Raw genomic sequence first — 26,887 nt, 5'->3', positions numbered from 1 at the left:
GCCTAGCTGTTTGCCGATTTTTTTGCTAAATCTTTGGTATTGATGATGACTCCATCAACGGGTGAGCTTGGGCTGGCGCTATAAAGTTTTTTTGCCATGCGTCCGGCTAAATAAGCCTCGCGTCCGGCTTCTACCGCCTTGCGCATGGCCGATGCCATTAATATCGGATTGTTGGCTGCGGCGATCGCGGTATTCATCAAAACACCATCGCAACCGAGTTCCATCGCGATTGCAGCATCTGAAGCCGTGCCAACGCCGGCATCGACCAATACAGGAATTTTTGCGTTCTCGATGATGATTTGCAGATTCCAAGGATTTAGAATGCCCATTCCTGATCCAATCAGCGATGCCAATGGCATCACGGCGACACACCCTAATTCCTCCAATTGCTTGGCGATGATCGGATCGTCAGAGGTATAAACCATGACCTGAAATCCTTCCTTGACGAGGATTTTTGCAGCTTGAACAGTATCTACCACATTCGGATATAGCGTTTTAGGGTCACCTAATACTTCCAGTTTTACCAAACTGTGACCATCGAGTAATTCCCGCGCCAGACGCAATGTTCGGACAGCGTCATCGACGGTATAGCAACCGGCAGTGTTTGGTAGCAATGTGTATTTTGATGGCGGTAACACTTCCAGCAGGTTTGGTTCGTTTGGAGTTTGACCGATGTTTGTGCGGCGGATTGCAATAGTGACAATTTCAGCGCCACTCGCTTCTACTGCCATGCGGGTTTCACTGAAATCTTTATATTTACCAGTGCCAATAAGTAAACGGGATGAATAGGTTTTGCCAGCAATGACTAGGTTGTTCATAACATGTTATTGTGTATCGGAATATCTTGCAGAATCCATTATTAACCGCCACCCACTGCGACCACAACTTCGATGTGATCGCCATCGACCAACATTTCTTCTGAAAATCGGCTACGCGGAACGATTTCACCATTGCGCTCTATCGCAATACGCTTACCTCTTAACGAAAGGTGATCGATTAATTGAGTCACATTGATCGGCGATTCGAATTGCTGCAATTGTCCGTTAATTGAGAGTTGTACCATGGGTGATGAAACTAGAATTGTAGTTATCAGATGACAGCACGATCTACTAAGGGTTTGCAAATTTTATCATGCGGAAGATTCGAATTATATTAATTTCACTGAAGCATCGGTTTATAAAAAATTTTTACAAAGCATGAACTGAAGTGGTTTCATAGAAATTTAGAAAAAAGAAGTTTGGCCTGTACAACGTTTGGTGTCTTTGAAACCTGTGCCTGTCATCGCGTGGCATAGCCAGTTACCTTGAGAATTTCCCATTTAAAGTCATGAACATCGGCAACATCGTCCGGCAATGCCATCGATAATGCGCCTTTGGTCGACGGCGGTAGATCAAGATTGATTTGATGAACTTTTGGATCATGCGACATGTTCGGATGCATGTGCATGTGATGATGGTCGTGAATCGGCGTCATGCTGACGACGAGCTGGGTGATATGGTAATTGTCGTTGCCGTTGTAGATCGTGCCGCTGAAAATTCCCCAGCCGAAACCGGCGTCAATTTGCAGCTTGTGAATGGCGTCCTGCGGCAATTCAACCACCTCGTTGGCTACTGCATGGAGTGGCAATATCAGCCATGCTAACAATGTTTGCAAGCAAGCCCATTGAATAAATTTAGATGGAGCGATCATTCGATGTCCTTTAAAGTATCGATTAAGATTTTAAATAATGCGGAATTATAAATCCTGTTGCCGGGGTGCGCGGATTTTTCGTTGAAATGATTTCCGGTCAGGAGCCGATTATTGCTGGGGGCTGAGCGGCGCTGCTTGCACGCCAACCGCCGTTGCTCGGCGAATTAATCAATGTTTCCTTGAGCATTAGCGCTCGAACGGTTGCGGCGCGCGCTGATAAATCCACTCATTCAATAGCCAGCGCGCTTCCGCGATAACTTCCGACGCCACCATTCCCAGCATTCCTTGCTGTTGTCGGGCCCAGCGATCCGCTGCAGCGCCATGCAGATAAACCGCCAGCAGCAATGCTTGGCCGGAATCCAAGCCTTGGGCAAGGAGCGCACCGATGATGCCCGCCAGCACATCGCCTGTTCCTGCGGTACTGAGCGCAGGATTGCCGCTGGTATTGAGATAACGTTTGCCGTCCGGAAAACAGCAGATGCTGCCGGCGCCTTTTAGTACGACATAGCTGTTGAATTTCTGTGCGATTTGCAACGCGGCATTCATGCGATTGTTTTGTATTGCAGTGCTGTCGGTGTTCAGCAGACGCGAGGCTTCCGCCGGGTGTGGAGTCAGAATGCTGATGGCGGTACGTTGGCTGAGTTGATTGGCTAAATTCGAATGTTGGGCAATCAAATTCAACGCATCGGCATCGAAAATCAACGGATGTTTGCTGTCAAGCACAGTTTCTAGCCACACCAAGGCTTGGGCCGATTGACCTAGGCCGGGTCCAACGATCAGACAATTCAACGATTCCAATTCGGCTAACGCAGACGGCGTGCGTAGCATCAGTTCCGGTTGGGAGAAATCAACGGCGGGTGCATTATCCGCCAGCAATCCGATATATACCCGGCCGGCGCCCAAGTGCAGTGCCGCCCGCCCCGCCAGTAATGCGGCCCCTGTCATACCGGTCGAGCCGCCGAGGACGGCGACATTGCCGAATGAACCTTTATGGCTATTGGCAGAACGGGGCGGTGGCAGCAGCGTTGAGATGAAAGAGCGGTTCAACAGCCAAGCTTGCGGTTCCGGTTCTGTTGATAAATGAATGCCCAGATCGCACAGTATCACCTTGCCGCAGCATTCCGGTCCGAAATTAGTGTACAAACCAGGTTTGCGTCCTATGAAAGTAACTGTCAGCGTTGCGCGAATGGCAACACCGTAAATGCAACCGTCATCACTCCCCAGGCCGGATGGGATATCCAGTGCGACAATCGGCACTGTCATGCGGTTGGCGGTTTCGATCCAATGCCGGTATTGACCTTCGATGGGCCGATTATTCGATTGATCCAGCCCGATGCCGAATAAACCATCCACCAAAATATCCCAGTGACGATCACCATCCGGTATGTCGTGATGAATATCGCCACCGCATGCCAGCCAAGCCTGCAGCGCTTGTTTCGCATCGATTGGAACACGATTGCGGTCACCTTGGAATACCACAGTCACGGCATTGCCCCATTCCTTGAGGTAACGCGCTACGACAAATGCATCACCGCCATTATTGCCAGGACCGGCGAGAACCAGGATTGAATGGTTGGGGCGTTTCAGCAACCGGTCGCGAATCGCTTGTGCTGCCGCCAGGCCGGCTTTTTCCATCAGCGGTGGCGGATTGGGCATTTTCATCGCCTGCTGCTCGATATCGCGGATTTCTGCAGTCAAGAAAACAGGATCGTTAGCTAACATAATGACCGTGCCAATGGGATGATGATCAGCGATAAGTACATCTTCTCGTGTAAAATTGCAATCTTTTAATCTTTAAACAATTGCTTTTGATGCTTCAATTTTGTGGTGGGCGTGCGTTGTCGCCATTCCGGCTGGATAAATTACGACAACAATTCAGTGCATTAAATATTCCGGTCGCTGAGATTGATACCGAATACTGGCATTTTTGCTCGGTAACCCATGATTTACGAGACGATGAGGTGACAGCATTGCGCAAGCTGTTAAATCATCAACAATCTCTGAACGCTACACCGCAGAATGGCGATTTTTTTCTAGTTGTCCCGCGCCCCGGCACGATTTCGCCGTGGTCGAGCAAAGCCACCGATATTGCGCATCATTGCGGGCTGACGGCAGTAGAGCGCATCGAACGCGGCATCGCCTATTACATTCGTTGCAAATCTCCGATATCCCCTGACGCGTTATCCCGGTTAAAGCCATTGCTACATGACCGCATGACTGAGACTGTGCTGGCGTCGCTGGAAGATGCAGCACACTTGTTTCAACACTTTCCGCCAAACCCGCTCAATACCATTGATGTGATCGGCGGTGGCATCGATGCGCTGCGGCAAGCGAATCAAACGATGGGATTGGCGTTGTCGGCGGATGAAATCGATTATTTGCTGCATCATTTCCAGCAAATGCAACGCAATCCGACCGATGTCGAATTGATGATGTTTGCGCAAGCCAATTCGGAACATTGCCGGCACAAAATTTTCAACGCAGACTGGATCATCGACGGTAAACCACGTAATCACTCGTTGTTTGCGATGATTCGCAACACCCATCAATTGCATCCTCAAGGCACTTTGGTGGCGTATGCCGACAATGCCAGCGTCATCGAAGGCGCGGACATCGACCGGTTTTATCCGGGAAACGGACAAGTCTACGGTTATTCCCGAGAAAAAACGCATCTATTGATGAAAGTGGAAACGCATAATCATCCAACCGCTATTTCCCCGTTTCCCGGTGCTGCAACCGGTGTCGGCGGTGAGATTCGCGACGAAGGCGCAACCGGGCGGGGCGCAAAACCGAAAGCCGGTTTGTGCGGTTTCTCGGTATCCAACTTAAACATTCCAGGTTTTGTGCAACCATGGGAAGTTGATCAGTTTGATGGTCAAGGATCCTACGGTAAGCCGGGGAGAATTGCATCGGCGCTGCAAATCATGCTGGAAGGCCCGATCGGCGGTGCGGCTTTTAATAATGAATTTGGCCGCCCCAATCTGGCAGGCTATTTCCGTACTTTTGAAGAGCGCGTTGGCGGCGAAATGCGCGGTTATCACAAACCGATCATGCTGGCTGGCGGCATTGGCCAAATCGCGGATGCGCATGTGCGCAAGGAAAAATTTCCACCGGGCGCATTGCTGATTCAATTGGGTGGACCCGGCATGCTCATCGGATTGGGCGGCGGAGCGGCATCCAGCATGGATACCGGTGCAAATACTGAAGCGTTGGATTACGATTCAGTGCAGCGCGGCAACCCGGAAATGCAGCGGCGCGCGCAAGAAGTGATCGATCGTTGCTGGCAATTGCAACGGTGTGGGGTGGAAAACCCGATTTTGTTCATTCATGACGTCGGCGCAGGCGGTCTTTCCAATGCATTTCCCGAGCTGGTGCATGACTCCGGTCGTGGCGGGCGTTTCGATTTGCGCGCCGTGCCTTCGGAAGAAACCAGCATGTCACCGATGCAAATCTGGAGCAATGAAGCGCAAGAACGCTACGTTTTGGCGATCAAACCGGAATCGCTTGGGTTGTTTCAACGCATTTGCGAACGTGAGCGCTGTCCGTTTGCAGTGGTGGGAGAAGCCACTGCCGATGAATTGTTGCAAGTGACCGATCCGCAATCACCGGCGGCGCCAGTTGATATGCCGCTGCCGGTTTTGCTCGGCAAGCCGCCGAAAATGACGCGCGACGTGACGCATGATTGCTTTGTGCTGCCGGCGTTCGATAGCTCCGGTATCAATTTGTCCGAGGCGGTTTATCGTGTTTTACGATTGCCAGCGGTTGCCGACAAAACTTTTTTAATCACCATTGGCGATCGCAGTGTCGGCGGATTGTCGGCGCGCGATCAAATGGTGGGACCTTGGCAGGTTCCAGTCGCTGACGTTGCAGTCACCAGCATGGGGTACCGGACAGTTCTGGGTGAAGCTTTTGCGATCGGCGAGCGCACGCCATTGGCGCTGATCGACCCGAAAGCGGCGGCGCGTATGGCAATTGGTGAAGCGATAACCAATATCGCCGCAGCGGCAATCGAACGTATCGAAGCTATCAAATTATCGGCTAACTGGATGGCAGCCGCCGGTCATCGCGGAGAAGACGCCGGATTGTACGATGCGGTTCATTCCGTGGGCATGGAATTATGTCCGCAACTCGGTATCAGCATTCCGGTCGGAAAAGATTCGATGTCGATGAAAACCGCATGGGAAGAGCCGGGGGGGCGCAAGGAAGTAACTGCTCCGTTATCGCTGATTATTTCGGCGTTTGCGCCAGTTTCCAATGTGCGTAAGACGCTGACGCCGCAACTGCACACCGGCAGCGGCGAGTCCGAGTTGATCTTGATCGATTTGGGGCAAGGATTGAACCGCCTTGGCGGTTCTGCATTAGCGCAAGTTTACAAGCAAGTTGGCAACCTGGCGCCGACGATCGACGGCGAATCCGGCGCTACCCGGTTAAAAGCTTTTTTCTCCGCAATCCAGCGTCTGAATCGGGCTGGCATGCTATTGGCGTACCACGATCGTTCCGATGGTGGCTTATTGGTCACGTTGTGTGAAATGGCATTTGCCGGTCATGTCGGATTGACAGTCAATCTGGATCAATTGTGTTTCGATCCGCATAGCAACGACATAGACGGCTCGGAAATGCGCCCCGAGCAATGGAGCGGACGTTTCCGGGAGCGTCTGCTGGCGGTATTGTTCAATGAAGAATTGGGCGCAGTCATACAAATTGCCGCATCGCGACGCCCGGAAGTCATGCAAGCGTTGCAGGATGCCGGTTTGCGTGATCATAGTTTCGTCATCGGTCACTTGAATCAATCCGATGAAATCCGCCTGATGCGCAACAACAAACCGGTTTTCGCGGAAAAACGCGTGGATTTGCAGCGCGCCTGGTCGGAAACCAGTTATCAGATGCAGAAATTGCGCGACAATCCGGTTTGCGTGCAGCAGGAGTTCGATCGTATTCTCGATACGACCGATCCTGGCTTGAGAATTGCGCTGAGCTACGAGGCAAGCGATGACATCGCAGCGCCGTTTATTCAAACCGGTTTGCGTCCTCCGGTTGCGATCCTGCGCGAACAAGGTGTCAACGGCCATGTCGAAATGGCGGCAGCATTCGACCGTGCTGGTTTTAATGCGATCGATGTGCATATGAGCGACATTATTGCGGGGCGCGTTTCATTGAAGGATTTTCTTGGTTTTGTCGCGTGCGGTGGATTTTCGTATGGCGATGTGCTGGGCGCTGGAGAGGGTTGGGCCAAGTCGATTTTGTTCAATTCGCGTGCACGCGATGAGTTCGAAGCATTTTTTCAACGCACTGACACTTTTGCATTAGGCGTGTGCAACGGCTGCCAGATGATGAGCAATTTGCAGGAAATTATCCCGGGTGCAGCCGTTTGGCCTCGATTTAAACGCAATGTGTCGGAACAATTTGAAGCGCGTTTTGTCATGGTAGAGGTGCAGCGGAGTCCATCGCTGTTTTTCGATGGCATGACTGGAAGCCGGATGCCGATCACGGTTGCGCATGGTGAAGGGAAAGCGGAATTTTCTTCTGTAGAACATTCTCGGCAGACGACCAATCTGGTGACACTGCGCTACATTGATCATCGCGGTCAAACCACGGAAATTTATCCGTACAATCCGAATGGGTCGATGTTAGGAATCACCGGTTTGACCACACCGGATGGCCGTTTTAATGTATTGATGCCGCATCCGGAAAGAGTGTTCCGGGTTACGCAGCATTCCTGGCATCCCGATGCGCGCGACGACAGCGCTGAGGACGGTCCGTGGGTGCGCTTGTTCCGTAATGCGCGCAAATGGATCGGATAATTGGTAATACCTTTTAACTTACTAAATAAAAGAACAATTCAAATGGCAAATTTTCTCGACCATCATGGTAATCGTTTTTTAGGTCTCGCGGTTCTGGTATTCGGGCTGACATTGAATCCGGCGCATGCCGTGGTGACCCCATTGAAAAAACCGGTTTCTAATCAGTGTGTGCCGTTGGGCGATTGGGTGGTGCCGGGTTCCGGCAAGATCCAGCAGCAGCAAGTGATTGCACGCGCAGCACAAGCGGAAGTGGTATTGCTTGGCGAAACGCATGTCAACGCCGATCATCATCGCTGGCAATTACAGACATTGGCGGCGTTACACGCACAACGTCCGGATATGGTTATCGGCTTTGAGATGTTTCCACGCCGGGTGCAAGCGGCGCTGGATCGATGGATTGCGGGCGAATTGACGGAGCAGGAGTTTTTACGCGCATCCGATTGGAATCATGTGTGGAATACCGATCCGAATTTGTATTTACCGCTGTTTCATTTTGCCCGCATGAACCGGATTCCGATGCTGGCGCTGAATATTGAAACCAAATTGCGCCGACAGGTCGCGGAAAAAGGGTTTTACGGTGTGCCGGTGGAAGATCGCGAAGGTTTGACACGCCCGGCCGAGCCGAGCCAGGCGTATATGGAATATTTATTGCCGATTTACAAACAGCATGACCGGAAAAACAAACAGGCAGGGGAAATATCCCAGCATGATCCCGATTTCCGCAAATTTATCGATGGTCAATTACTATGGGACCGAGCCATGGCGCATGTATTGCAGCAAGCTGTCAATGGCTCCGTCACGCTGGGCAAACCGCTGGTGGTCGGTGTGATGGGTTCCGGCCACGTGCTGCACGGTTTCGGTGTGCCGCACCAATTGCAAGACTTAGGGGTCAGAAACGTTTCGGCACTATTGCCTTGGGATAGCGATAAATCTTGCAAGCAACTGGTGGCCGGTGTTGCGGATGCGGTATTCGGCGTTTTACCGCATGTTCCGGAATTGATCCGCCCGCAGTTTCAGCGGCTTGGAATCCGCTATGAAATGGGGCGAGGCGGCGCAATCGTTTTGCAGGTTGAGAAAAACAGCATTGCCGAAGCTGCCAAGTTGATGGAATCCGACGTAATTGTGGAGATGGCCGGACTGTCCCTGCAAACGACTGAAGACGTGATCAACATCGTCAGACGGCAAGCGCCGGGAACTTGGTTGCCGATTAGACTCAAGCGCGAAAACCAAGTCATCGAAGTTATTGCAAAATTTCCACCGATTAAATCCTGATTTTTTAGTTTAGTTCTATGTCACTATTGTTTTTGCTCAGAGCCGGTCTGTTGCTGATTTTGTTGGGTGCTGTCAGCATCGATGTATTGGCGCGCCCGGCGCCGTTTCAATTCAATCAGATCGAATACGACATGACGGTGACCATCGATCCCGTTAAACGTACGATTGAAGGCGTCAGCATGATTACCGTCGAGCGGCCGCGGGAATTGCAATTGCTGCTGGGCGGGGCGTATGAGGTCACGCAGGCGGAATTCAACGACGGTCCGTTAGGACAAGGCCGCGAGCAGGCCGGTCAGCCGCACATCTGGCATATTCCTTTTCATTTCCGCCAGCAGATCCAGTTTCTAATCCGCTGGCAAGGCGCTTTGGATACACTTGATACATCGCTGGATCATCATCAGACGCTGGGAAAACCGCTTGCGGTCAGCGGTGCGGATGGTACTTTTCTGCCGGATGGATCGAACTGGTATCCGCGCATAGCAGGCGAATTGGCCAAGTATAAAATTAAAATCGAACTGCCGCCTGGATACAAGGGCTTGGTGCCCGGCCGTTTGGTCGAGGAATCCGATACCGAACAAGGTTACCGTGCATCGTTTGAATTTACACAACCTGCCGAAGGCATCGACTTGATGGCCGGGCCGTATGTGATCGAGACACAAATTTATCACAACATCAAACAAAAACCGGTGCAATTGCGCACCTATTTCCATCCTGAAATCCGCGAACTGAGCGCCGATTATCTGGAAGCCGTGAAACACTATCTGGCGCGTTATGAAGCGCAAATCGGTGAGTATGCTTACTCAGAATTCAGCGTGGTTTCGAGTCCGACGCCAACCGGGTTCGGTATGCCGACCTTGACTTACCTGGGCATTGACGTATTGAAACTGCCGTTTATCCGTCATACCTCCCTGGGTCATGAGGTGCTGCACAATTGGTGGGGTAACGGGATCTATCCGGATTATCGCAGCGGTAACTGGTCGGAAGGTCTGACCACGTTCATGGCTGATTACGCTTATCAGGAGGATCAAAGCGAAGAAGCCGCGCGGGAAATGCGCTTGGGGTGGCTGCGGGATTTTGCCTCGCTGCAGCTTGGACAGGATCAACCGCTCACCGCATTTACTTCACGTACGCACGATGCTTCAAAAATCGTCGGCTATAACAAGGCGGCAATGGTTTTTTTCATGCTTCGCGATCAATTGGGACCGGCTATGTTCCAGCGCGGGTTGCAAGGACTATGGACTACGCACCGGTTTAAAATCACGCCATGGAGCGATCTGCAAAAAATGTTCGAAATCGTGTCCGGTCAATCGTTACAGCCATTCTTTTCGCAGTGGCTCGAACGCGCCGGCGCACCGGCTATCGCAATCGCTGCGGCGGCAAACAGCGCAACGGACAACGGTCATGAATTGACGCTGAGATTGACACAATCGGAACCGGCTTATCATCTGCCAGTGCCGGTCGTGGTTGAAACCGATCAAGGACCGGTCTCGCATCGGCTCGATTTGCAGCAAACGCAACAGACATTTACCTTAAAACTTTCCGGAAAACCGCAAGCCGTGTTGCTCGATCCGGACCTGCGTCTGTTCCGGAAATTAGCACCGCAGGAAGCGCCACCGATCCTGCGCGATGTGATGGTGCATCCGGCAACGGAAACGCTAATTTTGTCGGATCAAGACGATATCCGGCAGCTCGCCGCAGCGCTTGCGGAAAAACTGCAACGCCGGACGCCGAAGTTGCTCACGAATGACCAGTTGCTTACCGATGCTCCGGGGCTGGTCATCGGTTTGCACGCAGATGTTGAACGCTGGCTGGATGCGCTGTCGTTACCCGGCATTCCGCAAGCAATCGCGGCAAAAGGCAACGCAAAAGTATGGACTGTCGCAAAACCAGATGGCGCAACTCTGGCGATTGTCTCCGTAACAGACACTGCTGCGCTTGAAGCTCTGCAACGGCCGTTGCCGCACTACGGACGGCAAAGCTACCTCGCATTTGATGGCCGGCAAATGATCGAGAAAGGCATCTGGCCAATGCAGGCGCAACGAAAAATTGTCGAATAATTCTGCATGGATCTTATGTTACTGAGTGAACGCCATGAACGAGTAGTAGGTTACGATAACTGTGTTAATATCGAAAACTTAAAGCTACGAATCCCGGTAGATCGTCATCGATGCCACAATGGATTAAAACAATAATTCATTCGCTTTAATGTGAACAGTTTATTTGTTACAAAGCAGGATATTTCTAATTACTGCTAGCACTCCTTTTGAGGTGCTTTTCTGCACGCACTTGACGAAATTTTGTGTACTCCCGCCAACCTCCAAACTGAGTTATTTCTTGTTTGCCCTCGCAGAGATAAGATTCCCCTAAGATTCCTAATACCTCATGATTATCAGTTAAGAGAATTTTTCCGAGTGATAGTCCGGCGGGCTCCCGATTCAATAATTCACCCAATTGAGATGATTCTAAACTCCAAATCTCTAGAGAAATTGATCCGCCACTCGAGCAGCGCTGCATTGCCGGATAGCGATCGTCAATCGACCAGAGCCGATAACTGGGAGCAGTATGAGTTTCTTTCACAAACACACCACCTAATTCAAGCAGATTGTGGTTTAACTCTAAGCCTCGCATCAGCGTACCGTTAACAGCCAGTTGGATTTGCATAATTAATTGATTCTTAGACTATTCACATTGTGGATGTTGATAGTAATTACTGATGACTGCCAAGGGTACTGCGAAGGTGAAAACAAGCACATAGGAAATTCTATCTAAGTGCTTGTTTTGTCTGGTAGGTCGTGGCAGATTCGAACTGCCGACCAACGGATTAAAAGTCCGCTGCTCTACCGGCTGAGCTAACGACCCAAAGCGCGGCATTATACCTGATTCGGTTGCGGTAATAAAAGACCTAATCTTGGGAATTATTAATTGTAAGTAGAAAATTATAACGGTGAATACCTCAGTTATGAAACCTAACGTATTGTTTTAATATATAGAGTCATGTTAACAACACACATGATTGAGAATTGCGAAAATAGGTATCGCATTGTTTATAAAATGGAATTATGTTTATCGAGCAATACTTCTGGATCGAATGGTGTTGTGTATGTGTCATCACGCTATTCATTGTCTTTTATAATCATGCCAATTTACAACTAACCTCGATTATTTTAAGTTCCCATAGGGTTCTGAATCGTCGCCACGCATCGCATGAATTTGTCGCGACGTCACGGAATATTTCTGATGATTTACTTGAAAAAACATTTCGGTTAGAGATGATGAAGCAAAATGAGCGGATGCTGCCCGGCAGGTGTTAGTCAAATGACAATAACTGCTTAGAAAGTGCATCAGTTACGCATTTTGCCTTGTGGAACTTTATGAGATAATCAAGCAAATGATAATTTATTGTAATTCATAGAGACCTTTGCACGGTTACTACGCGGCGCGATAATTGCGTTAAAAATTCGCGAAAAATGCTCATTTACCCCGTTGTAAACTCCGCTTTTTCGCAAATTTTTGCCTTGTTCTCGTACCGCTCATGACACCGTGAAAAGGTCTCTCATAAATAAATTATTAGCTAAAAAGCTGATGGCAGCGCGTTAAAACAACCTGCTACGGCGGTCGGTTATCTTCCTTCGTTCATTACATCGCATTGTCACAATAATTAAGCATCATTTTAGCAATTATTACCATACTGTAATCTTGTCGACGAGACCGGTTAAGGTTGCAATAATTGATCATTTTCATTAGGGTTTTTATGATTTTTGTCACAGGCGGAGCAGGATATATCGGATCACATACCTGCGTTGAATTGTTAAATGCGGGTTATGACGTAACTGTTTTCGATAATTTCAGTAACAGCAGTCCGGAAGCGCTTGTTCGGGTGCAGCAGATTACTGGAAGGAAGTTACAAGTGATCCATGGCGATTGCCGGGATCGGGATGCCTTGATCGCTGCGCTTCAGCAGAGCCAGGCCACTGCCGTGATTCATTTCGCAGGTTTGAAGGCAGTCGCCGAGTCAGTGTCTAAACCGCTCACTTATTATGACCATAATGTAGCCGGTACATTGCGCTTATTGGAAGCGATGCAGGCATGCCAGCTTCAAACGATCGTTTTTAGCTCTTCCGCTACAGTGTATGGCGATCCGGTTTGTTTGCCCATTACTGAAGATCATTCGTTGTCACCCACCAATCCTTATGGTCGCAGCAAATGGATGATAGAGGAGATTCTGCGCGATCTTTCCCGCAGCGATCCATCAATGAAGATTTGTATATTGCGGTATTTTAATCCGGTGGGAGCCCATGCCAGCGGTTTAATCGGCGAAGACCCGCAAGGTATACCGAACAACCTGATGCCTTTCATTGCGCAAGTCGCCGTGGGTCGAAGGGAGCATTTGAATATTTGGGGTAACGATTACCCAACGCCCGATGGTACAGGAGTACGTGACTATATTCACGTGGTCGATTTGGCTGTAGGTCATATCCGTGCACTGGTGGCATTGAATAGCATGCATAGTGTACAAAATGATCAATCTTCCGGTTGTATGACCGTAAATCTTGGAACGGGGGAGGGTTATAGTGTACTGGATGTACTGCGTACTTATGAAAAGGTCAGTGGATGCCGGATCCCGTACCAGATGGCTCCTCGCCGTTCCGGTGATATTGCTTCATGTTATGCGGATCCTCGGTTTGCATACCAAGTTCTTGATTGGAAAGCGAGATTTGGATTAGAAGCCATGTGCAAGGATAGTTGGCGCTGGCAAAGCGCGAACCCAAACGGTTATCAAAGGAAGCGCTGATTAATTGACTGCACGAGCGAATTGCTTCGTTGCGCGGTACTCATTCCTTCGCCTATCTAATTGATATGCCTCGGTTACTGCGTTCCGTGCGCCTCGCACTTCATCACGTTCGTCGAATTAATCAGCGCTTCCCAAACGTGAGTTCAAATATTTTTTATATTCTATTTATTGATTTTTAAGGAGAACAATCAATGAAAGCGATTAAAAAAGCGGTATTTCCTGTGGCCGGATTGGGAACACGTTTCTTGCCCGCTACTAAAGCAAATCCCAAGGAGATGCTGCCGATTGTCGATAAGCCATTGATTCAGTTTGCTGCCGAAGAAGCTGTTGCTGCTGGTATTGATGTGTTAATTTTTATTATCGGTAGAAATAAAAATTCAATTCCGGATCACTTCGATAAAGCATTCGAACTGGAAGCCAAGCTGGAAGCAGGCAGTAAATGGGAGATGCTGAATGTGGTTCGAGATATCCTGCCATCCCGCATAGACTGCATCTACATCCGTCAGGCGGAAGCTTTGGGTCTCGGTCATGCAGTTTTGTGCGCGCAATCAGTAGTCGGCGATGAGCCATTTGCGGTGTTACTGGCGGACGATTTGATTAAAGCTGGTGAGCGTTGCTGTTTAAGTCAAATGGTCGATGTTTATAGTCAGCATCATTGTTCGATTTTAGGAATCGAGCGAGTGCCACACGATACCGTTCATCGATATGGAATTATCGACAGCTCGATGATGGCAAAGAATCTTTCAAAAGTGAACGCCATTGTTGAAAAACCCGCAATTGACTTGGCACCATCTAATCAGGCGGTTGTGGGTCGATACATCCTGACGCCGAGAATTTTTAAGCTATTGGAACAAACTGAGCGTGGTGCTGGCAATGAAATCCAATTAACCGATGCAATCGCAAAATTGCTGAAGGATGAAACGGTATTAGGATATGAATTTACCGGAAAACGTTACGATTGCGGCAGTAAATCCGGCTATCTGCAAGCAACAGTGGAATTTGCCTTGCAACATCCCGAGCTTAAGGAGGGTTTTGAAAGGTATTTGCGCGAGCTCATGTGTAAAACGGTGCAGAATCCAGTTCAATAGTGCACCAAAACAAGGCCATTACTACTATGCAGGAAAAACCCGGCAATAAATGAATTGTGCATTTTAGCGGTGAATCCGCCCAATACAAATTAATCGAATGGTAGCAGTCTCATTTGTCTATCAGCTGCGCCGGGTAAAAGCGGCGTTGGTTTTCCTTGAACCCAGTTAGTGTGTCCTTTGCCGTAATAGGGTGAAAGCGGGTGACCGCTTTGTCCTCCGGGCATATCAAAGAAACTCAATTCTTCCTGGCCGGGTGCAATGACTGAACGTTGCGAAGCGCCAAAGTTTGGGGATTGCACTCTCGGCATATTGTGATCGCCGGGCAAAGGATCGTTCGGCATATCCAGCCACCGCGTCACCCAATCTGGGAGTTGCTGGCTGATTGGGTGCCGGATCCGTGCGGAATTGACGCTGCCCCACTTTTTGATGGTCACACGACCGTCAGTATTCATTTGTTTTGCGATTGCCTGCAGACAATGCAGCAAGAGATCATTCCTGTTTTTGTGCGGTGCAGGAAGCAAATGTGGCGGTTGTTGCTCGAGTAATTGCCACACCACCCATTCTGTTTGGCTCAGACGAGGAAAGCGGAATTCCGCATCGTTTTGCCGAATCGGCGACACAAAACCGTTCATCAACGTATCTATGACTTCATAACGGAATGCACGGACAAGATGGTATGCGGCGGAATCGATGGATGCCTTACCGGTCCAATCCGCTAATGCGGTTTGGATTGGTTGCAGCCACTCTTCACTGTTATCAGGTGATTCAACGGTTTTTCGCAACAACTCGAACCATCGGGTTAACAGTAATGCTTGATCATCTAACTGAATAGCCTGTAAGTCTGCAATGGAAAATTGATCGTGCTCGAATAAGCGATTACGAATTTGCGTTGCTCTTGCACCCAAGTCGTAACCACCGTTACCTATTAATTTGAGTTGTTCTCCAGAAACGGTACGGGAATTGGCTGACCATAAGCGTCCTGAGTCAGGGTTATGGAGTAGCGGATACAAATCATAATCCAGCCAACCGCGCCATCCGGCACCAGGTAGCGACCAATCGGCAGGTGTCTGCGGATCATAATCGGTTAATCTGTCGGGGATGCGGCCAGCCAGTGTCCAACTGATATTGCCCGCACGATCTCCAACAATGAAATTTTGCACCGGAATGCCGAATTGACGTGCAAGATCTGCAGCCTCAGCCGCCGTTGTGATTTGCTCCAGCTCGAGCAATTTGAAGTTGATTGCATCCGGCTGCAATGCTGTCCATCTCAATGCAAGCGGTGTTTGATCATAATCTTGTGTAATGATCGGTCCCCACTCTGTTTCGGAAATTTTGAGCTGCTCATCCGGTGCACCTCTGATCCGAATCGTTTCGGTAAACGTTTGGAGCGGTTGCCAACCCTCTGAATTGCGATACTGTGTGCGATCGGTATCGTTGATTTTAACTCGCACCCAGTCAGAGAAATCGCCGTGGCTATTGGTGAAACTCCAGGCAATATGCCGGTTGGACCCGATCACGATGGACGGAACACCTGGCAAACTGATGCCCGTAATATCGTGAAATCGATCGGATGTCGCATTCGGATAAACCAGGCGCAGCCGGAACCAAATATTGGGGACACGTAACTTTAAGTGCATGTCATTTGCAACAATTGCAGCGCCGCCCGTTAGTTTTCCCGACACAGCAAAGCTGTTGCTGCCGGGTGATTGTTCAAGCAGGAAAAAATCATTCGAAGGCGTTTGCCCATTGATTACTCGTAAATCAATTACTTCCGGCGATGGCAACTGCGGAAATTGCACGAGCTCATCAAGTAGGGGAGCATCCCAATTTCCAGCCGATGATGTAAGAAATTCATAAAATGGTTTGGGTAGCACTGCGCGCATGCTGGAAAGCGCCAGTTCTCGATTGAAATTTTCTTCATTCAATGTCAAAAACATGGCCAGAATGACCAATATGCTGTCTTCGTTACGCCATGGAACGGGACTTGATTGGGTGAATACATAAGGAAATGGACGCACTGCCAACGCCTGTAAACCATGATTGACACCCATCCGGTAGGCATCAAGCAATTGCAAATGCTCAACGGGCAGTTGCTGCAAAACTGCAATTGCACGTGTGCGCAGCCGCAACAAACGGTTTTTCCGGTCATGCGCGATTGCTTTGATTCCAAACAATTCGGCTAATTCTCCGGCGGACTGTCTTCTCATCAGATCCATTTCAAAAAAGCGTTCTTGCGCATGCACAAAGCCCATCGCCATTGCAAGATCAAGGCGGCTGTGGCCAGTTAAAGTAGTGCTGCCTAGCGTATCCCGTTCTACAGCCACCGGTGAAACCAATCCCGGAAGCATCACGTTGCCATCGTATTGCGGCAGACTGCCGCGCAGCAATAAACCAGCGACGATGATGAATAACGCTGAAATTATCAGGCTTATTAATAAGATGGAGCGAATCGGATTTGCAGTAAATTTTCGTATCAATGAATGCGTAGCGGAAGGCATAGAGATTTTGAGTGAAGAATACAGTTTGAGGTAATGAAAGCGAGTGAATTTAACCGGTAGTGATCTGATATTAAAAGAATTACTGAGTGAATTCGAAGCTATTAGTAATTAAAGGCATGATTCCTTCTTTATTCCAGCCATTGAATCATACGCAGCCCAATGATAATGCATTGGTAGAATTTTGGAGCTTGTCATGTCGGAAGAAAGTGATTTAGAACGTACCGAAGAGGCCACGCCGAGGCGCTTGGAGAAAGCGCGTGAGGAGGGCCAGGTTGCACGTTCTCTTGAATTGACGACATTCACTGTGTTATTAGCCGCGGCTGCCGGGATTTTGTTTTTGGGCGCCGGATTAATGGACAAGTTGCTGAAAATCATGAAATCGGGCATGGTCGTTGAGCGAGAGCTGGCATTTCAGTCGGAGTTGATGCTCGTACGGCTCTATCACCTTACCATCGAGGGATTGATTTCGATGGCCCCCCTATTGTTTTTGCTGCTGGTTGTCGCCTTTTTTGCGCCGATGCTGTTAAGCGGCTGGATGTTCAGCACTAAGGCATTGATACCGAAATTTGACCGCATTGATCCCATCAAAGGCTTTGGCCGGATTTTCTCGGTCCATAGCCTGGTCGAGCTGATCAAGGCGATTCTTAAGACACTGATTATTGGTGGCGTCGCGGCATTAGTCATTTGGTCGAACAAAGACACGGTGATGGCTTTGATGACCCTTCCGGTCGATCTCGGTGTCAGCCGCACCGGTGATTTTCTGGCAATGAGTTTTCTTGTGATCGTCGGCGCGATGATTCTGGTTGTTGCAATCGATATCCCCTACAAAATTTGGGAACATGCCAAACAATTGCGGATGACCAAAGAGGAAGTCCGTAAAGAATTCAAAGAAAGCGAAGGGGATCCATTTGTTAAGGCTCGCATCCGGAGCATTCAACGGGAAGCTGCGCGCCGCCGCATGATGGCGGAAGTGCCGAAAGCAGATGTCATTGTGACCAATCCGACGCATTATGCCGTGGCATTGCGTTATCAAAGCAACATGCGCGCGCCTAAAGTGGTTGCAAAAGGCGTGCATTTGCTGGCCGCACGGATCCGCGAAATCGCCCAGGAGAATCGCATTCCGATTCTGGAAGCACCGCCGTTGGCGCGGGCTTTATACCATCACGCCGAGCTAGAGAGTGAAATTCCGGAGAAACTGTACACGGCGGTCGCTGAGGTTCTGGCATATGTATTTCAGTTGCGGCGTTATCAAGAATATGGCGGTAAAGCTCCAAATCCGCCGGTTGATGTGCCCGTGCCACCGGAATTGGATCAAATGCAACAAACTGTTTAATCGTATTTTTTCGGATCATTTTATTTTGTTGGTTTAAATCATTATGAATGCTGCAGTGTCATTATCATCGTTGGCGAATGTTAATAATTTCAAGACCCTAGCCGGACCGGTCTTGATCATCATGATTCTGGCCATGATGGTATTGCCGTTGCCGCCTTTCGTGCTGGATTTGCTATTCACGTTCAATATTGCAGTGTCGATTATCGTGTTGATGGTAAGTCTCTATACTCGGAATCCGCTTGATTTTGCAGTTTTCCCGACGATTCTGCTAATTACCACATTGTTGAGACTGTCGCTGAATATCGCATCGACACGTGTTGTATTGCTTGATGGCCATACCGGCCCGGATGCCGCTGGAAAAGTTATTGAAGCATTCGGTCATTTCTTGGTCGGCGGTAATTATGCGGTTGGGTTGGTAGTCTTCATTATCCTGGTAGTTATCAACTTCGTTGTGATTACCAAGGGTGCAGGTCGTATTGCCGAGGTTAGTGCCCGCTTTACCTTGGATGCAATGCCCGGAAAGCAAATGGCGATCGATGCTGATTTGAACGCTGGGCTGATCGGTGAAGACGAAGCACGAAAACGCAGAGAAACCATTTCCAAGGAAGCCGACTTTTACGGCTCCATGGATGGTGCCAGTAAATTTGTGCGCGGCGATGCCATCGCTGGTGTCCTGATTATGCTGATCACTATCGTCGGAGGGCTGATAGTCGGAGTATTACAGCATGATCTGGATTTAAGCGTCGCTGCAAAAAATTATACGTTATTAACGATCGGCGACGGGTTGGTTGGTCAAATCCCATCGCTGGTTATTTCAACCGCTGCGGGTTTAGTAGTAAGCCGCGTCACAACCGATGAAGATTTGGGCGAACAAGTTTTAAGCCAACTGTTCAATCAACCTCACATTTTAATCATTACCGCTGCAATTCTAGGCATCATGGGGTTAATTCCCGGAATGCCGAATTTTGTTTTCCTGTTTATTGCCGCCATTTTAGGGGCATTGGCTTACTTAAAACAAAGAAATACCGAAGTACAGCCGGTTGTTCCTGTGCCCGCGGAAATTCCTTCATTGGAACGCTCGGATGCCAGCTGGGAAGATGTGACCCCGATTGATACGCTAGGGCTTGAGGTAGGCTACCGCTTGATTCCTTTGGTCGACAAAAATCAGCAAGGCGAATTACTCAAGAGAATTAATGGAATACGTAGAAAATTTGCGCAAGAAATCGGTTTTCTGCCACCAGTCATCCATATTCGCGATAACTTGGAATTGCGGCCCAATGCCTACCGTATCACCCTGAAAGGTTCAGTCATTGGTCAAGGAGAGTCATACTCCGGCATGTTCTTGGCGATAAATCCGGGCAGAGTAACCATGCAATTACCCGGTACCGTTACAAGCGATCCCGCTTTTGGGTTACCGGCCGTGTGGATCGAATCTTCATTACGTGAACAAGCACAGCTCAATGGTTATACCGTTGTCGATGCAAGTACGGTCGTTACCACTCATATCAATCACTTGATCCATGCGCATGCAGCCGAACTGTTAGGACGGCAGGAATTGCAGAAGCTGTTCGATCATTTGAATGTGCAGTTTCCCAAGCTTATTGAAGATTTGGTACCCAAGTTACTGCCACTATCGACGGTGCAAAAGGTTTTGCATCACTTACTCGAAGAGGATGTTCATATCCGGGATATGCGCACCATTATTGATGTGTTGACCGAGCATGCGGCAAAAACCCAGGATTCCATTGAGTTGACTGCCTTAGTCAGATCCGCGCTGGGCCGCGCCATTGTCGATCAATTCTTCCCAGCGGAGTCTGAAGTGCAAGTCATGAGCTTGCATCATGAATTGGAAAATTTGCTGATTCAAGTCATGCAAGGCAATGGCACCCAAGGTCCTGGAATGGAACCAGGATTAGCGGATACCCTGTTGAATGAGACTCGCGTTGCCGCGCAACAGCAAGAAAAACTGGGGTTACCAATGGTTTTGCTGGTGCCCGGAAGTATTCGCTTTCTAATGGCAAAATTTTTACGCCGCGCTTTCCCGCAGTTACGCGTGCTGTCGCATTCTGAAATTCCTGATTCCAAGAAAATTAAAATCACTTCCCTGGTTGGAGGTAATCAATGAAAGTAAAACGGTATATTGCATCGACTTCGCGTGAAGCGTTACGGCAAGTTAAGGAAGAGTTGGGCGAAGACGCCGTTATTTTATCCAACCGGAAAATCCGGAACGGGGTGGAAATCATGGCATTAGCCGATGCGGAGATGACTCATTTAGTGCAACAGGACGCGCCGCCCCCCGGTTTGTCTGCTCTGAACCGATATTATGAATCACAAAATGATTTCGCCGACACAGAGAGTTTCTCAAAGCCGGTGCCTGACAGCCCTGTGCAGCAACCATCACTGTATGATAATGACACGATTTCCGCAACATTTGCTCGCGACATTATTGCCGAGATTCAAGCGATGCGCAGTACTTTGGAAGATCAAATGGCAACAGTCGCTTGGGGGAATTTAACACAGCGCCGGCCGGATAAAATAAAACTGCTACGAACACTTCTGGATTGCGGTTTTAGTCCATTATTAGCGCGCCATTTGATGGGTAAATTGTCCGAAAATTTTGATTATGAGCAGAGCCTTAAACAAGCAATGTCAATTTTGTCGGCAAATCTTCGAACAGCAGCGAGTGACGACATGATTGAACAGGGCGGCATTTATGCGCTGGTCGGACCGACCGGTGTCGGTAAAACCACGACTACCGCAAAACTCGCAGCCCGTTGCGTGATCCGGCATGGCGCCGATAAAGTCGCGCTTCTCACTACCGACAGTTACCGGATCGGTGGTCATGAACAACTCAGAATTTATGGGCAACTGCTTGGAATTCCTGTTCGCAATATCAAAGATACAGAGGATTTGCAATTAACGCTCTCCGAATTGCGAAACAAGCATATGGTATTGATTGATACCGTCGGTATGAGTCAACGCGATCGCATGGTGGTGCAACAAATGTCTATGTTCAAGAATTGCGGCAGTGAAGTAAAGCGCATTCTGATATTGAGCGCTACTTGTAATGGCAAGACATTGGATGAAATTATTTCTGCTTACCAAGAGGAAGGGTTATCCGGCTGCATTATCACCAAGGTTGATGAAGCCGCAAGCCTGGGTGTGGTATTGGACGCGGCAATACGCCGAAAACTGGTCTTGCATTACGTCGCCAACGGACAAAAGGTTCCGGAAGATATTCACGCTGCACATTCACGCTATTTGGTACATCGCGCATTCAAATCGACTGCTAAGGATTCCGCTTTCACTTTGCAAGATGCGGAATTTGCCTTAATTATGGCTACCAAAGGCGATGCGGAGACGTTGCCATCCGTGGATAAATCGGTTGCAGGATTGGCATATGACTAGATTTATTCTTCAAGATCAAGCTGCGGGATTACGTCAGCTTACCGCTCTTCGAGCGCTGGAATCCGGGCGAGTATTTACTATCGCTGGGGGCAAAGCACGGGTGGGTAAAACCAGCGTTATCGTGAATCTGGCCTCCGCGTTGGCCCAGAACGGACAACGCGTGCTCCTAATCGATGAAAATCCCTGTCACAACAATATTTGCACGAGTTTTGGCATCAAAGCGCGATTTGATTTGTTGCATGTGATTCATCGCGATAAGCGTTTGGAACAAGTGATTTTGCGCGGCCCGGACAATATCTCCATTCTATCCGCGATGCGTGGTATTCAGGCTTTAAACAAACTGAATCCTCTTGAACAGAATTGGCTTGTCAAGAGTTTTTCAGAGCTTGCCGATACAGTTGACATTGTATTAATTGATACTGCAATGACAGGAACAACGCATGTTTTACCACTAAGCCTGGCATCGGAACAGATTCTGATTGTGATTTCAGGATCTGTTGCGTCTCTGACAGGCGCTTATGCGCTCATCAAAATCATGAGCCAGGAATATTCCAGACAACATTTTCTTATCTTAGTTAACCGGGTTGATTCCGAAACCGAGTCTTTAGCGATATACCAGAATTTATACAAAGTCGCCCGGCAATATCTTTCCGCTTCACTCGAATATGTCGGTTACATACCGAATGATGACAAGCTGCATTACTCGACGCAGTTATGCAAATCAATCTTGTCAACTTACCCAAATTCTCAGGCTGCCGAGTGTTTTAGACATCTTGCTCAAAACATTCTGCGTTCGGCGTGTCCGGATCGGTATGACGGAGGAGTTGATGGTTTTATGCAACGGTTAATTCGAACAAGCCTATTAAGTATGGACAATTTTACGGTGTGAATGACTATGTATACTGCGACTGGAACCAAAACGATTGATAAAGAGCAATTTATCGTTGAATTTACACCTCTGGTGAAGCGGATTGCTTATCATATGATGACTCGACTTCCTGCAAGTGTGCAAGTCGACGACCTTATTCAAGCCGGAATGATCGGATTACTCGATGCGATTAACCGCTATGAAGGTTCTTACGGACGCCAATTTGAAAGTTACGCGGCGCAGCGCATCCGTGGATCAATCCTGGATGAATTACGCGAGGCGGATTGGTTACCTCGAAGTATACGCAAGAAAATGCGGCGTATCGAGGCAGCCGTGAATTTATTAGAGCAACGCAACGGATGCGCACCCAGCGAGCAAGATCTGGCGAACGAGCTCGAAATGTCTTTGGATGAATACCACGAAACCCTGCAAAGTGCCCGCGGCGCTCAACTAATTTATTATGAGGATTTTCAGCAAGAGGACGAAGAGCCGTTCTTGGATCGGCTATTCGTGAACTCCGAGGGCGATCCCCTCAACGCTTTGCTGGATGATAATTTTCGTAGCCTTTTGATTACTGCGATTGATAATCTGCCCCCAAGAGAAAAACAGGTTATGGGTATGCATTACGAGCAGGAGATGAATTTACGGGAAATCGGCGAAGTACTCGGCGTGAGTGAATCACGGGTTTGTCAATTGCATACTCAGGCTGTTGCAAGGTTACGCAGCCGCTTAAGAAATATTTGAGTCGTTGAGCCGATTCGATTATCCAGTGAATTAATTGGATTTCGCAATGAATAAAAAAGCGAAGATGGATTTCAACAGTGTCGGCGGTATTGCGTTAGCGTTTATTGCAATCATTGGCGGGCAAATTCTCGAAGGAGGGCATGTCGGCTCACTGCTGCAGCTAGCAGCTTTTTGTATCGTTGCCGGGGGCACGGCAGGCGCAGTGTTGCTGCAAAGCCCGATGAAAGTATTTGTGAATGGAATCAGAATGAGTGTTTGGGTCATTTACCCTCCAGAATATTCCCCACAAAATTTAATAAAGCAGATTGTTAACTGGTCGCATATTTCAAGAAAAGAAGGATTGTTGGCGTTGGAATCCTATGTTTCTACAGTCAAAGATCCGTTCACAAAAAAAGGGCTACAGTTATTAGCCGACGGGAGCACTCCGGAAAAATTAAGAGAAATTCTGGAAATCGACATTTTGACTCTAGAAACATATCAACGGCAATCCGCCAAGATTTGGGAAGCTGCAGGCGGTTACGCTCCAACTATCGGGATATTGGGAGCCGTATTGGGTCTGATTCACGTGATGGAGAATTTATCTGATCCCAGTATTTTAGGAACAGGCATTGCGGTTGCCTTTGTGGCGACGATATATGGCGTAGGACTGGCCAATCTGATTTTCCTGCCAATTGCTAATAAACTTAAAAGCATCATCAACGACCATGTAACCATGCACGAATTATTGGTAGACGGCTTCGTCGCGATTGCCAATGGTGAGAACCCTCGATTTATCGAGAATCGCTTAAAAGGATATTTTGTGTAAATCGAATAATTTCGAGCGTTAAAAATTGTATGTTAAAAAAAAGAGCCGGCAGAATTGAAGAATCACAAGAGAATCATGAGCGATGGCTCGTGTCGTACTCGGATTTTATTACACTTTTATTTGCTTTCTTCGTAGTGATGTATGCTGTTTCATCAGTTAACGAAGGTAAATATCGGGTACTCAGCTCTTCTATCGTAAATGCGTTTAAAAGTAACAATTCACCTGCATCAGTAACATCTACGCAACCAAATGAATTTTCTGCTTTGCAAAATCAGCACCCGAATAGCGGCGCTCCAATCAAATTGATCGATCATCCTGGAGTCAATAGGGAAAAAAAACAGGAAAAAATGAAGGGGATGGCTAAAAACATTCTTAATGCTCTAGAGCCATTAGTGGAAGATGGTCAAGTAAGGGTAACTCAAAGTGCCTTGGGAATTACTGTTGAAATTAATGCAAGTGTTCTGTTTTCTCCTGGACAAGCTAAACTTGCGGAGAGTTCCAGCCTTACCCTTCAGGCGGTTGCGAATGTCATCAAAGGACACGAACACGATATTCATGTTGAAGGACATACCGACAATGTGCCGATCAATACCGAAAGTTTTCCTTCAAATTGGGAATTGTCATCGGCTCGTGCCAGTAGCGTAATCCGACTATTTATCGAGAATGGTGTTGAAGCGCATAGATTGACTGCAATTGGATATGGCGAGAATAGACCGCTAGAGAGTAATGAAACACCGGAAGGTAGAAAAAGAAATCGACGAGTAGCTATAATGATTTTATCGGCTGACCCCGATAAAATCATTGAAATTCCGATTGTTGAAGATTAACTCGTTAAGATTAAATACAGGGTTGGCCTTTAGGTCCATAACAAGAGACATTGCCCGCTGCACTGTGAATAGCAGCTAAGGCTCTTTGGTGATGCTGATATCGAGCAATAATAATTAGGCCGTTGGATTGATTAAGTTTTTTAGCAATCCAAGCTAGATCTAAAAGTTCGTTCCAAATATCTATAATTCTGTTCTGATCAGAATTTTGTTTAATCAGCAAATTATTCATACAGTTTTTGTCTAAATCAATGTCTTGCGTTTTCAAGTATTTTTCGCGTTGATCGTTAAATTGAGTTAGTATTTCAATTAATCGAGATTTCTCAGAGGAATAGAAATCAATTTCTTCAATTTTTCCTTCAATTAGCACTTGCTCTTCTTTTTTGAGTATTTCAATGAATGAGCGCAACGCCTTCATTTCTTCTAACAAAGTAGTTGATACTGAGATAAATGAATCCTGATACGAAGGCATTACGCTGCGCCTTTTTTCGAATGAATCAGTTCTTTCACGGTTTCAAGTAATCGGTCAGCAACAACTTCAGGATTAATTTGAAAGCTTCCTTCACTGATTGCTTGTTTAATCTCTTGAACACGTGCAGAATTCACGATTGAGCCTGAAGCAGAATTGCTATCGATATTTTGCAATTTTGCGACATTTGGGCTCAAGTGCACATTATTTTCTTGCTCAGCTGTAGTATTAGGAGTGAGGTCCGTGCGTCTTTTTCCATCACTGACAGATACAGTTGAAACTGGCTGTAATGATTTATCAATTTTCATTTTTTAACCCTCATAACGATTTTTTCTGCATTTTGTATCGACATTTTTATGTAGAACTTTAGTATTCAATGTAATTCCATATGTGTTTTGATAAATTAGAGAGATCATTTTCGTGATAATGTTGTTTACGATAAAATTACGATTAAATTTAGCAATTTAAGAATCTTTAACAAAGTTTTTGTAAGTTATTGATTTAATATTATTGTCATAACTATTAAAATCATCAACAATCTCAATTAATTTGAAATGACCTTCGTAACAAAAGCAATCGTAAGCGCATTTCGTGATTTGATGCGATTTAGAATCGCTTGGATCATTTTGTGGCCAATTATAACTTCAATTCTCTTCTGGCTTCTTGTCGGATATTTTTTTTACGATATTTTCTCCGGATGGATTCATGTCGTTCTGAATGAAACAAAAATTTTTGAATGGATTAAAAATTTGGAATCAGATTGGCTCGAATCTTTCATTCTGGTAGTAATCGACATATTGATATTTATTCCACTTGTTGTCATTACTACATTAATCATTACAGCTATTTTTGTTATGCCGGCCTTAATTAAAATTGTCGGTAAACATTACTATCCCGAACTTGAACGTGAACATGGAGGAACAATCAGCGGAAGTATCGTCAATGCTATGATTGCAAGTGTGGGTTTCGTTCTTATATGGCTGATAACATTACCATTGTGGACGGTAGGTGCAGGAATTATTGTTCCCTTTTTAGCTGCTTCGTTTATGAATCAACAATTATTTCGTTATGATGCATTGTCTGAACATGCCAATAAAATGGAATTCAAGAGATTCTGCACTGAGAATCGATATTCTTTATGGAGTTTGGGATTGTGTACCGGTTTAATACAATTCATACCATTTCTAAATTTACTCGCGCCAATTTTTACCGCTTTGGCATTTATCCATTTTGGATTAGATCATTTGAGGCTACTACGAGCAGAAAGAAATAAAGCGCTTAATTGAGCTCTCATTG

Annotated in this window: 21 protein-coding genes and 1 tRNA gene; 13 read left to right on the top strand and 9 right to left on the bottom strand. The window is 47.5% G+C overall.

Annotated features, from left to right (window positions below):
- Positions 1-2: 2 nt before the first annotated feature.
- The 4 genes from ACV7NC_RS02745 to ACV7NC_RS02730 all read right to left on the bottom strand — a co-directional run bounded on the left by ACV7NC_RS02745 (position 3) and on the right by ACV7NC_RS02730 (position 3,411).
- Positions 3-818, bottom strand: a complete 816-nt coding sequence (locus ACV7NC_RS02745; protein WP_458153911.1) for a thiazole synthase — start codon at positions 816-818, stop codon at positions 3-5.
- A 41-nt stretch (positions 819-859) separates the two neighbouring features.
- A complete protein-coding gene (gene thiS, locus ACV7NC_RS02740) occupies positions 860-1,063 on the bottom strand; it encodes a sulfur carrier protein ThiS (RefSeq protein ID WP_458153910.1) in 204 nt (67 codons plus the stop codon).
- Between the two features lie 215 nt (positions 1,064-1,278).
- Positions 1,279-1,689, bottom strand: a complete 411-nt coding sequence (locus ACV7NC_RS02735) for a hypothetical protein (protein WP_458153909.1) — start codon at positions 1,687-1,689, stop codon at positions 1,279-1,281.
- Positions 1,690-1,875: 186 nt separating this feature from the next.
- Positions 1,876-3,411, bottom strand: a complete 1,536-nt coding sequence (locus ACV7NC_RS02730; protein WP_458153908.1) for an NAD(P)H-hydrate dehydratase — start codon at positions 3,409-3,411, stop codon at positions 1,876-1,878.
- 89 nt (positions 3,412-3,500) lie between these two features.
- On the opposite strand from ACV7NC_RS02730, the gene purL reads away from it, so the two are divergent.
- The 3 genes from purL to ACV7NC_RS02715 are packed head-to-tail and all read left to right on the top strand — an operon-like array spanning position 3,501 to position 10,819.
- Entirely contained in the window at positions 3,501-7,490 is a 3,990-nt protein-coding gene (purL, locus tag ACV7NC_RS02725; protein ID WP_458153907.1) for a phosphoribosylformylglycinamidine synthase, read from the top strand.
- A 42-nt stretch (positions 7,491-7,532) separates the two neighbouring features.
- On the top strand, positions 7,533-8,762 hold the full coding sequence (locus ACV7NC_RS02720) for a ChaN family lipoprotein (RefSeq protein WP_458153906.1): 1,230 nt from the start codon (positions 7,533-7,535) through the stop codon (positions 8,760-8,762).
- A gap of 17 nt (positions 8,763-8,779) precedes the next feature.
- On the top strand, positions 8,780-10,819 hold the full coding sequence (locus ACV7NC_RS02715) for a M1 family metallopeptidase (RefSeq protein WP_458153905.1): 2,040 nt from the start codon (positions 8,780-8,782) through the stop codon (positions 10,817-10,819).
- A 184-nt stretch (positions 10,820-11,003) separates the two neighbouring features.
- Here ACV7NC_RS02715 and ACV7NC_RS02710 read toward each other — a convergent pair whose 3' ends face one another.
- Together ACV7NC_RS02710 and ACV7NC_RS02705 are read right to left on the bottom strand one after the other, a co-directional pair.
- Positions 11,004-11,423: an allophanate hydrolase-related protein gene (locus tag ACV7NC_RS02710; RefSeq protein ID WP_458153904.1), complete on the bottom strand. Its 420-nt coding sequence runs from the start codon at positions 11,421-11,423 to the stop codon at positions 11,004-11,006.
- A gap of 122 nt (positions 11,424-11,545) precedes the next feature.
- Positions 11,546-11,621 (bottom strand) — tRNA-Lys (locus tag ACV7NC_RS02705).
- A gap of 892 nt (positions 11,622-12,513) precedes the next feature.
- Here ACV7NC_RS02705 and galE point away from each other — a divergent pair.
- Both galE and galU read left to right on the top strand, forming a co-directional pair.
- Positions 12,514-13,554 carry a UDP-glucose 4-epimerase GalE gene (galE, locus tag ACV7NC_RS02700; RefSeq protein ID WP_458153903.1) on the top strand — a complete coding sequence of 347 codons (1,041 nt, stop codon included), beginning with the start codon at positions 12,514-12,516 and terminating at the stop codon, positions 13,552-13,554.
- Positions 13,555-13,745: 191 nt separating this feature from the next.
- Complete coding sequence (gene galU, locus ACV7NC_RS02695; protein ID WP_458153902.1) at positions 13,746-14,642, top strand: UTP--glucose-1-phosphate uridylyltransferase GalU; 897 nt, start codon at positions 13,746-13,748, stop codon at positions 14,640-14,642.
- A gap of 89 nt (positions 14,643-14,731) precedes the next feature.
- Here galU and ACV7NC_RS02690 read toward each other — a convergent pair whose 3' ends face one another.
- Complete coding sequence (locus ACV7NC_RS02690) at positions 14,732-17,140, bottom strand: penicillin acylase family protein (RefSeq protein WP_458153901.1); 2,409 nt, start codon at positions 17,138-17,140, stop codon at positions 14,732-14,734.
- 193 nt (positions 17,141-17,333) lie between these two features.
- Here ACV7NC_RS02690 and flhB point away from each other — a divergent pair, with 193 nt between their 5' ends.
- Genes flhB through motD form a run of 7 tightly spaced genes read left to right on the top strand, consistent with a single transcriptional unit; the run spans position 17,334 to position 25,125 of the window.
- A complete protein-coding gene (flhB, locus tag ACV7NC_RS02685; RefSeq protein WP_458153900.1) occupies positions 17,334-18,473 on the top strand; it encodes a flagellar biosynthesis protein FlhB in 1,140 nt (379 codons plus the stop codon).
- A 43-nt stretch (positions 18,474-18,516) separates the two neighbouring features.
- Entirely contained in the window at positions 18,517-20,598 is a 2,082-nt protein-coding gene (flhA, locus tag ACV7NC_RS02680; RefSeq protein ID WP_458153899.1) for a flagellar biosynthesis protein FlhA, read from the top strand.
- Complete coding sequence (gene flhF, locus ACV7NC_RS02675) at positions 20,595-21,881, top strand: flagellar biosynthesis protein FlhF (RefSeq protein ID WP_458153898.1); 1,287 nt, start codon at positions 20,595-20,597, stop codon at positions 21,879-21,881. Before flhA ends, flhF begins: the two co-directional genes overlap by 4 nt.
- Positions 21,874-22,770: a MinD/ParA family ATP-binding protein gene (locus tag ACV7NC_RS02670; RefSeq protein ID WP_458153897.1), complete on the top strand. Its 897-nt coding sequence runs from the start codon at positions 21,874-21,876 to the stop codon at positions 22,768-22,770. The genes flhF and ACV7NC_RS02670 overlap by 8 nt, the downstream gene beginning before the upstream one ends.
- Before the next feature lie 6 nt (positions 22,771-22,776).
- Entirely contained in the window at positions 22,777-23,493 is a 717-nt protein-coding gene (locus tag ACV7NC_RS02665; RefSeq protein ID WP_458154818.1) for an RNA polymerase sigma factor FliA, read from the top strand.
- A gap of 46 nt (positions 23,494-23,539) precedes the next feature.
- Positions 23,540-24,298: a flagellar motor protein gene (locus ACV7NC_RS02660; protein WP_458153896.1), complete on the top strand. Its 759-nt coding sequence runs from the start codon at positions 23,540-23,542 to the stop codon at positions 24,296-24,298.
- A 29-nt stretch (positions 24,299-24,327) separates the two neighbouring features.
- Positions 24,328-25,125, top strand: a complete 798-nt coding sequence (gene motD, locus ACV7NC_RS02655) for a flagellar motor protein MotD (RefSeq protein WP_458153895.1) — start codon at positions 24,328-24,330, stop codon at positions 25,123-25,125.
- Between the two features lie 10 nt (positions 25,126-25,135).
- Here motD and ACV7NC_RS02650 read toward each other — a convergent pair whose 3' ends face one another.
- Together ACV7NC_RS02650 and flgM are read right to left on the bottom strand one after the other, a co-directional pair.
- Positions 25,136-25,594, bottom strand: a complete 459-nt coding sequence (locus tag ACV7NC_RS02650) for a flagella synthesis protein FlgN (RefSeq protein ID WP_458153894.1) — start codon at positions 25,592-25,594, stop codon at positions 25,136-25,138.
- The gene (flgM, locus tag ACV7NC_RS02645; RefSeq protein WP_458153892.1) at positions 25,594-25,899 is read right to left on the bottom strand and encodes a flagellar biosynthesis anti-sigma factor FlgM; all 306 of its coding nucleotides are present in this window, start codon (positions 25,897-25,899) and stop codon (positions 25,594-25,596) included. Before flgM ends, ACV7NC_RS02650 begins: the two co-directional genes overlap by 1 nt.
- A gap of 246 nt (positions 25,900-26,145) precedes the next feature.
- Here flgM and ACV7NC_RS02640 point away from each other — a divergent pair, with 246 nt between their 5' ends.
- Positions 26,146-26,877, top strand: a complete 732-nt coding sequence (locus ACV7NC_RS02640) for an EI24 domain-containing protein (protein ID WP_458153891.1) — start codon at positions 26,146-26,148, stop codon at positions 26,875-26,877.
- Positions 26,878-26,887 lie beyond the last annotated feature (10 nt).

The sequence above is a fragment of the Nitrosomonas limosa genome (genome assembly GCF_054188085.1).
Note: the sequence above shows the minus strand (reverse complement) of the source record. Positions and strands in the feature narration are given on the sequence as shown.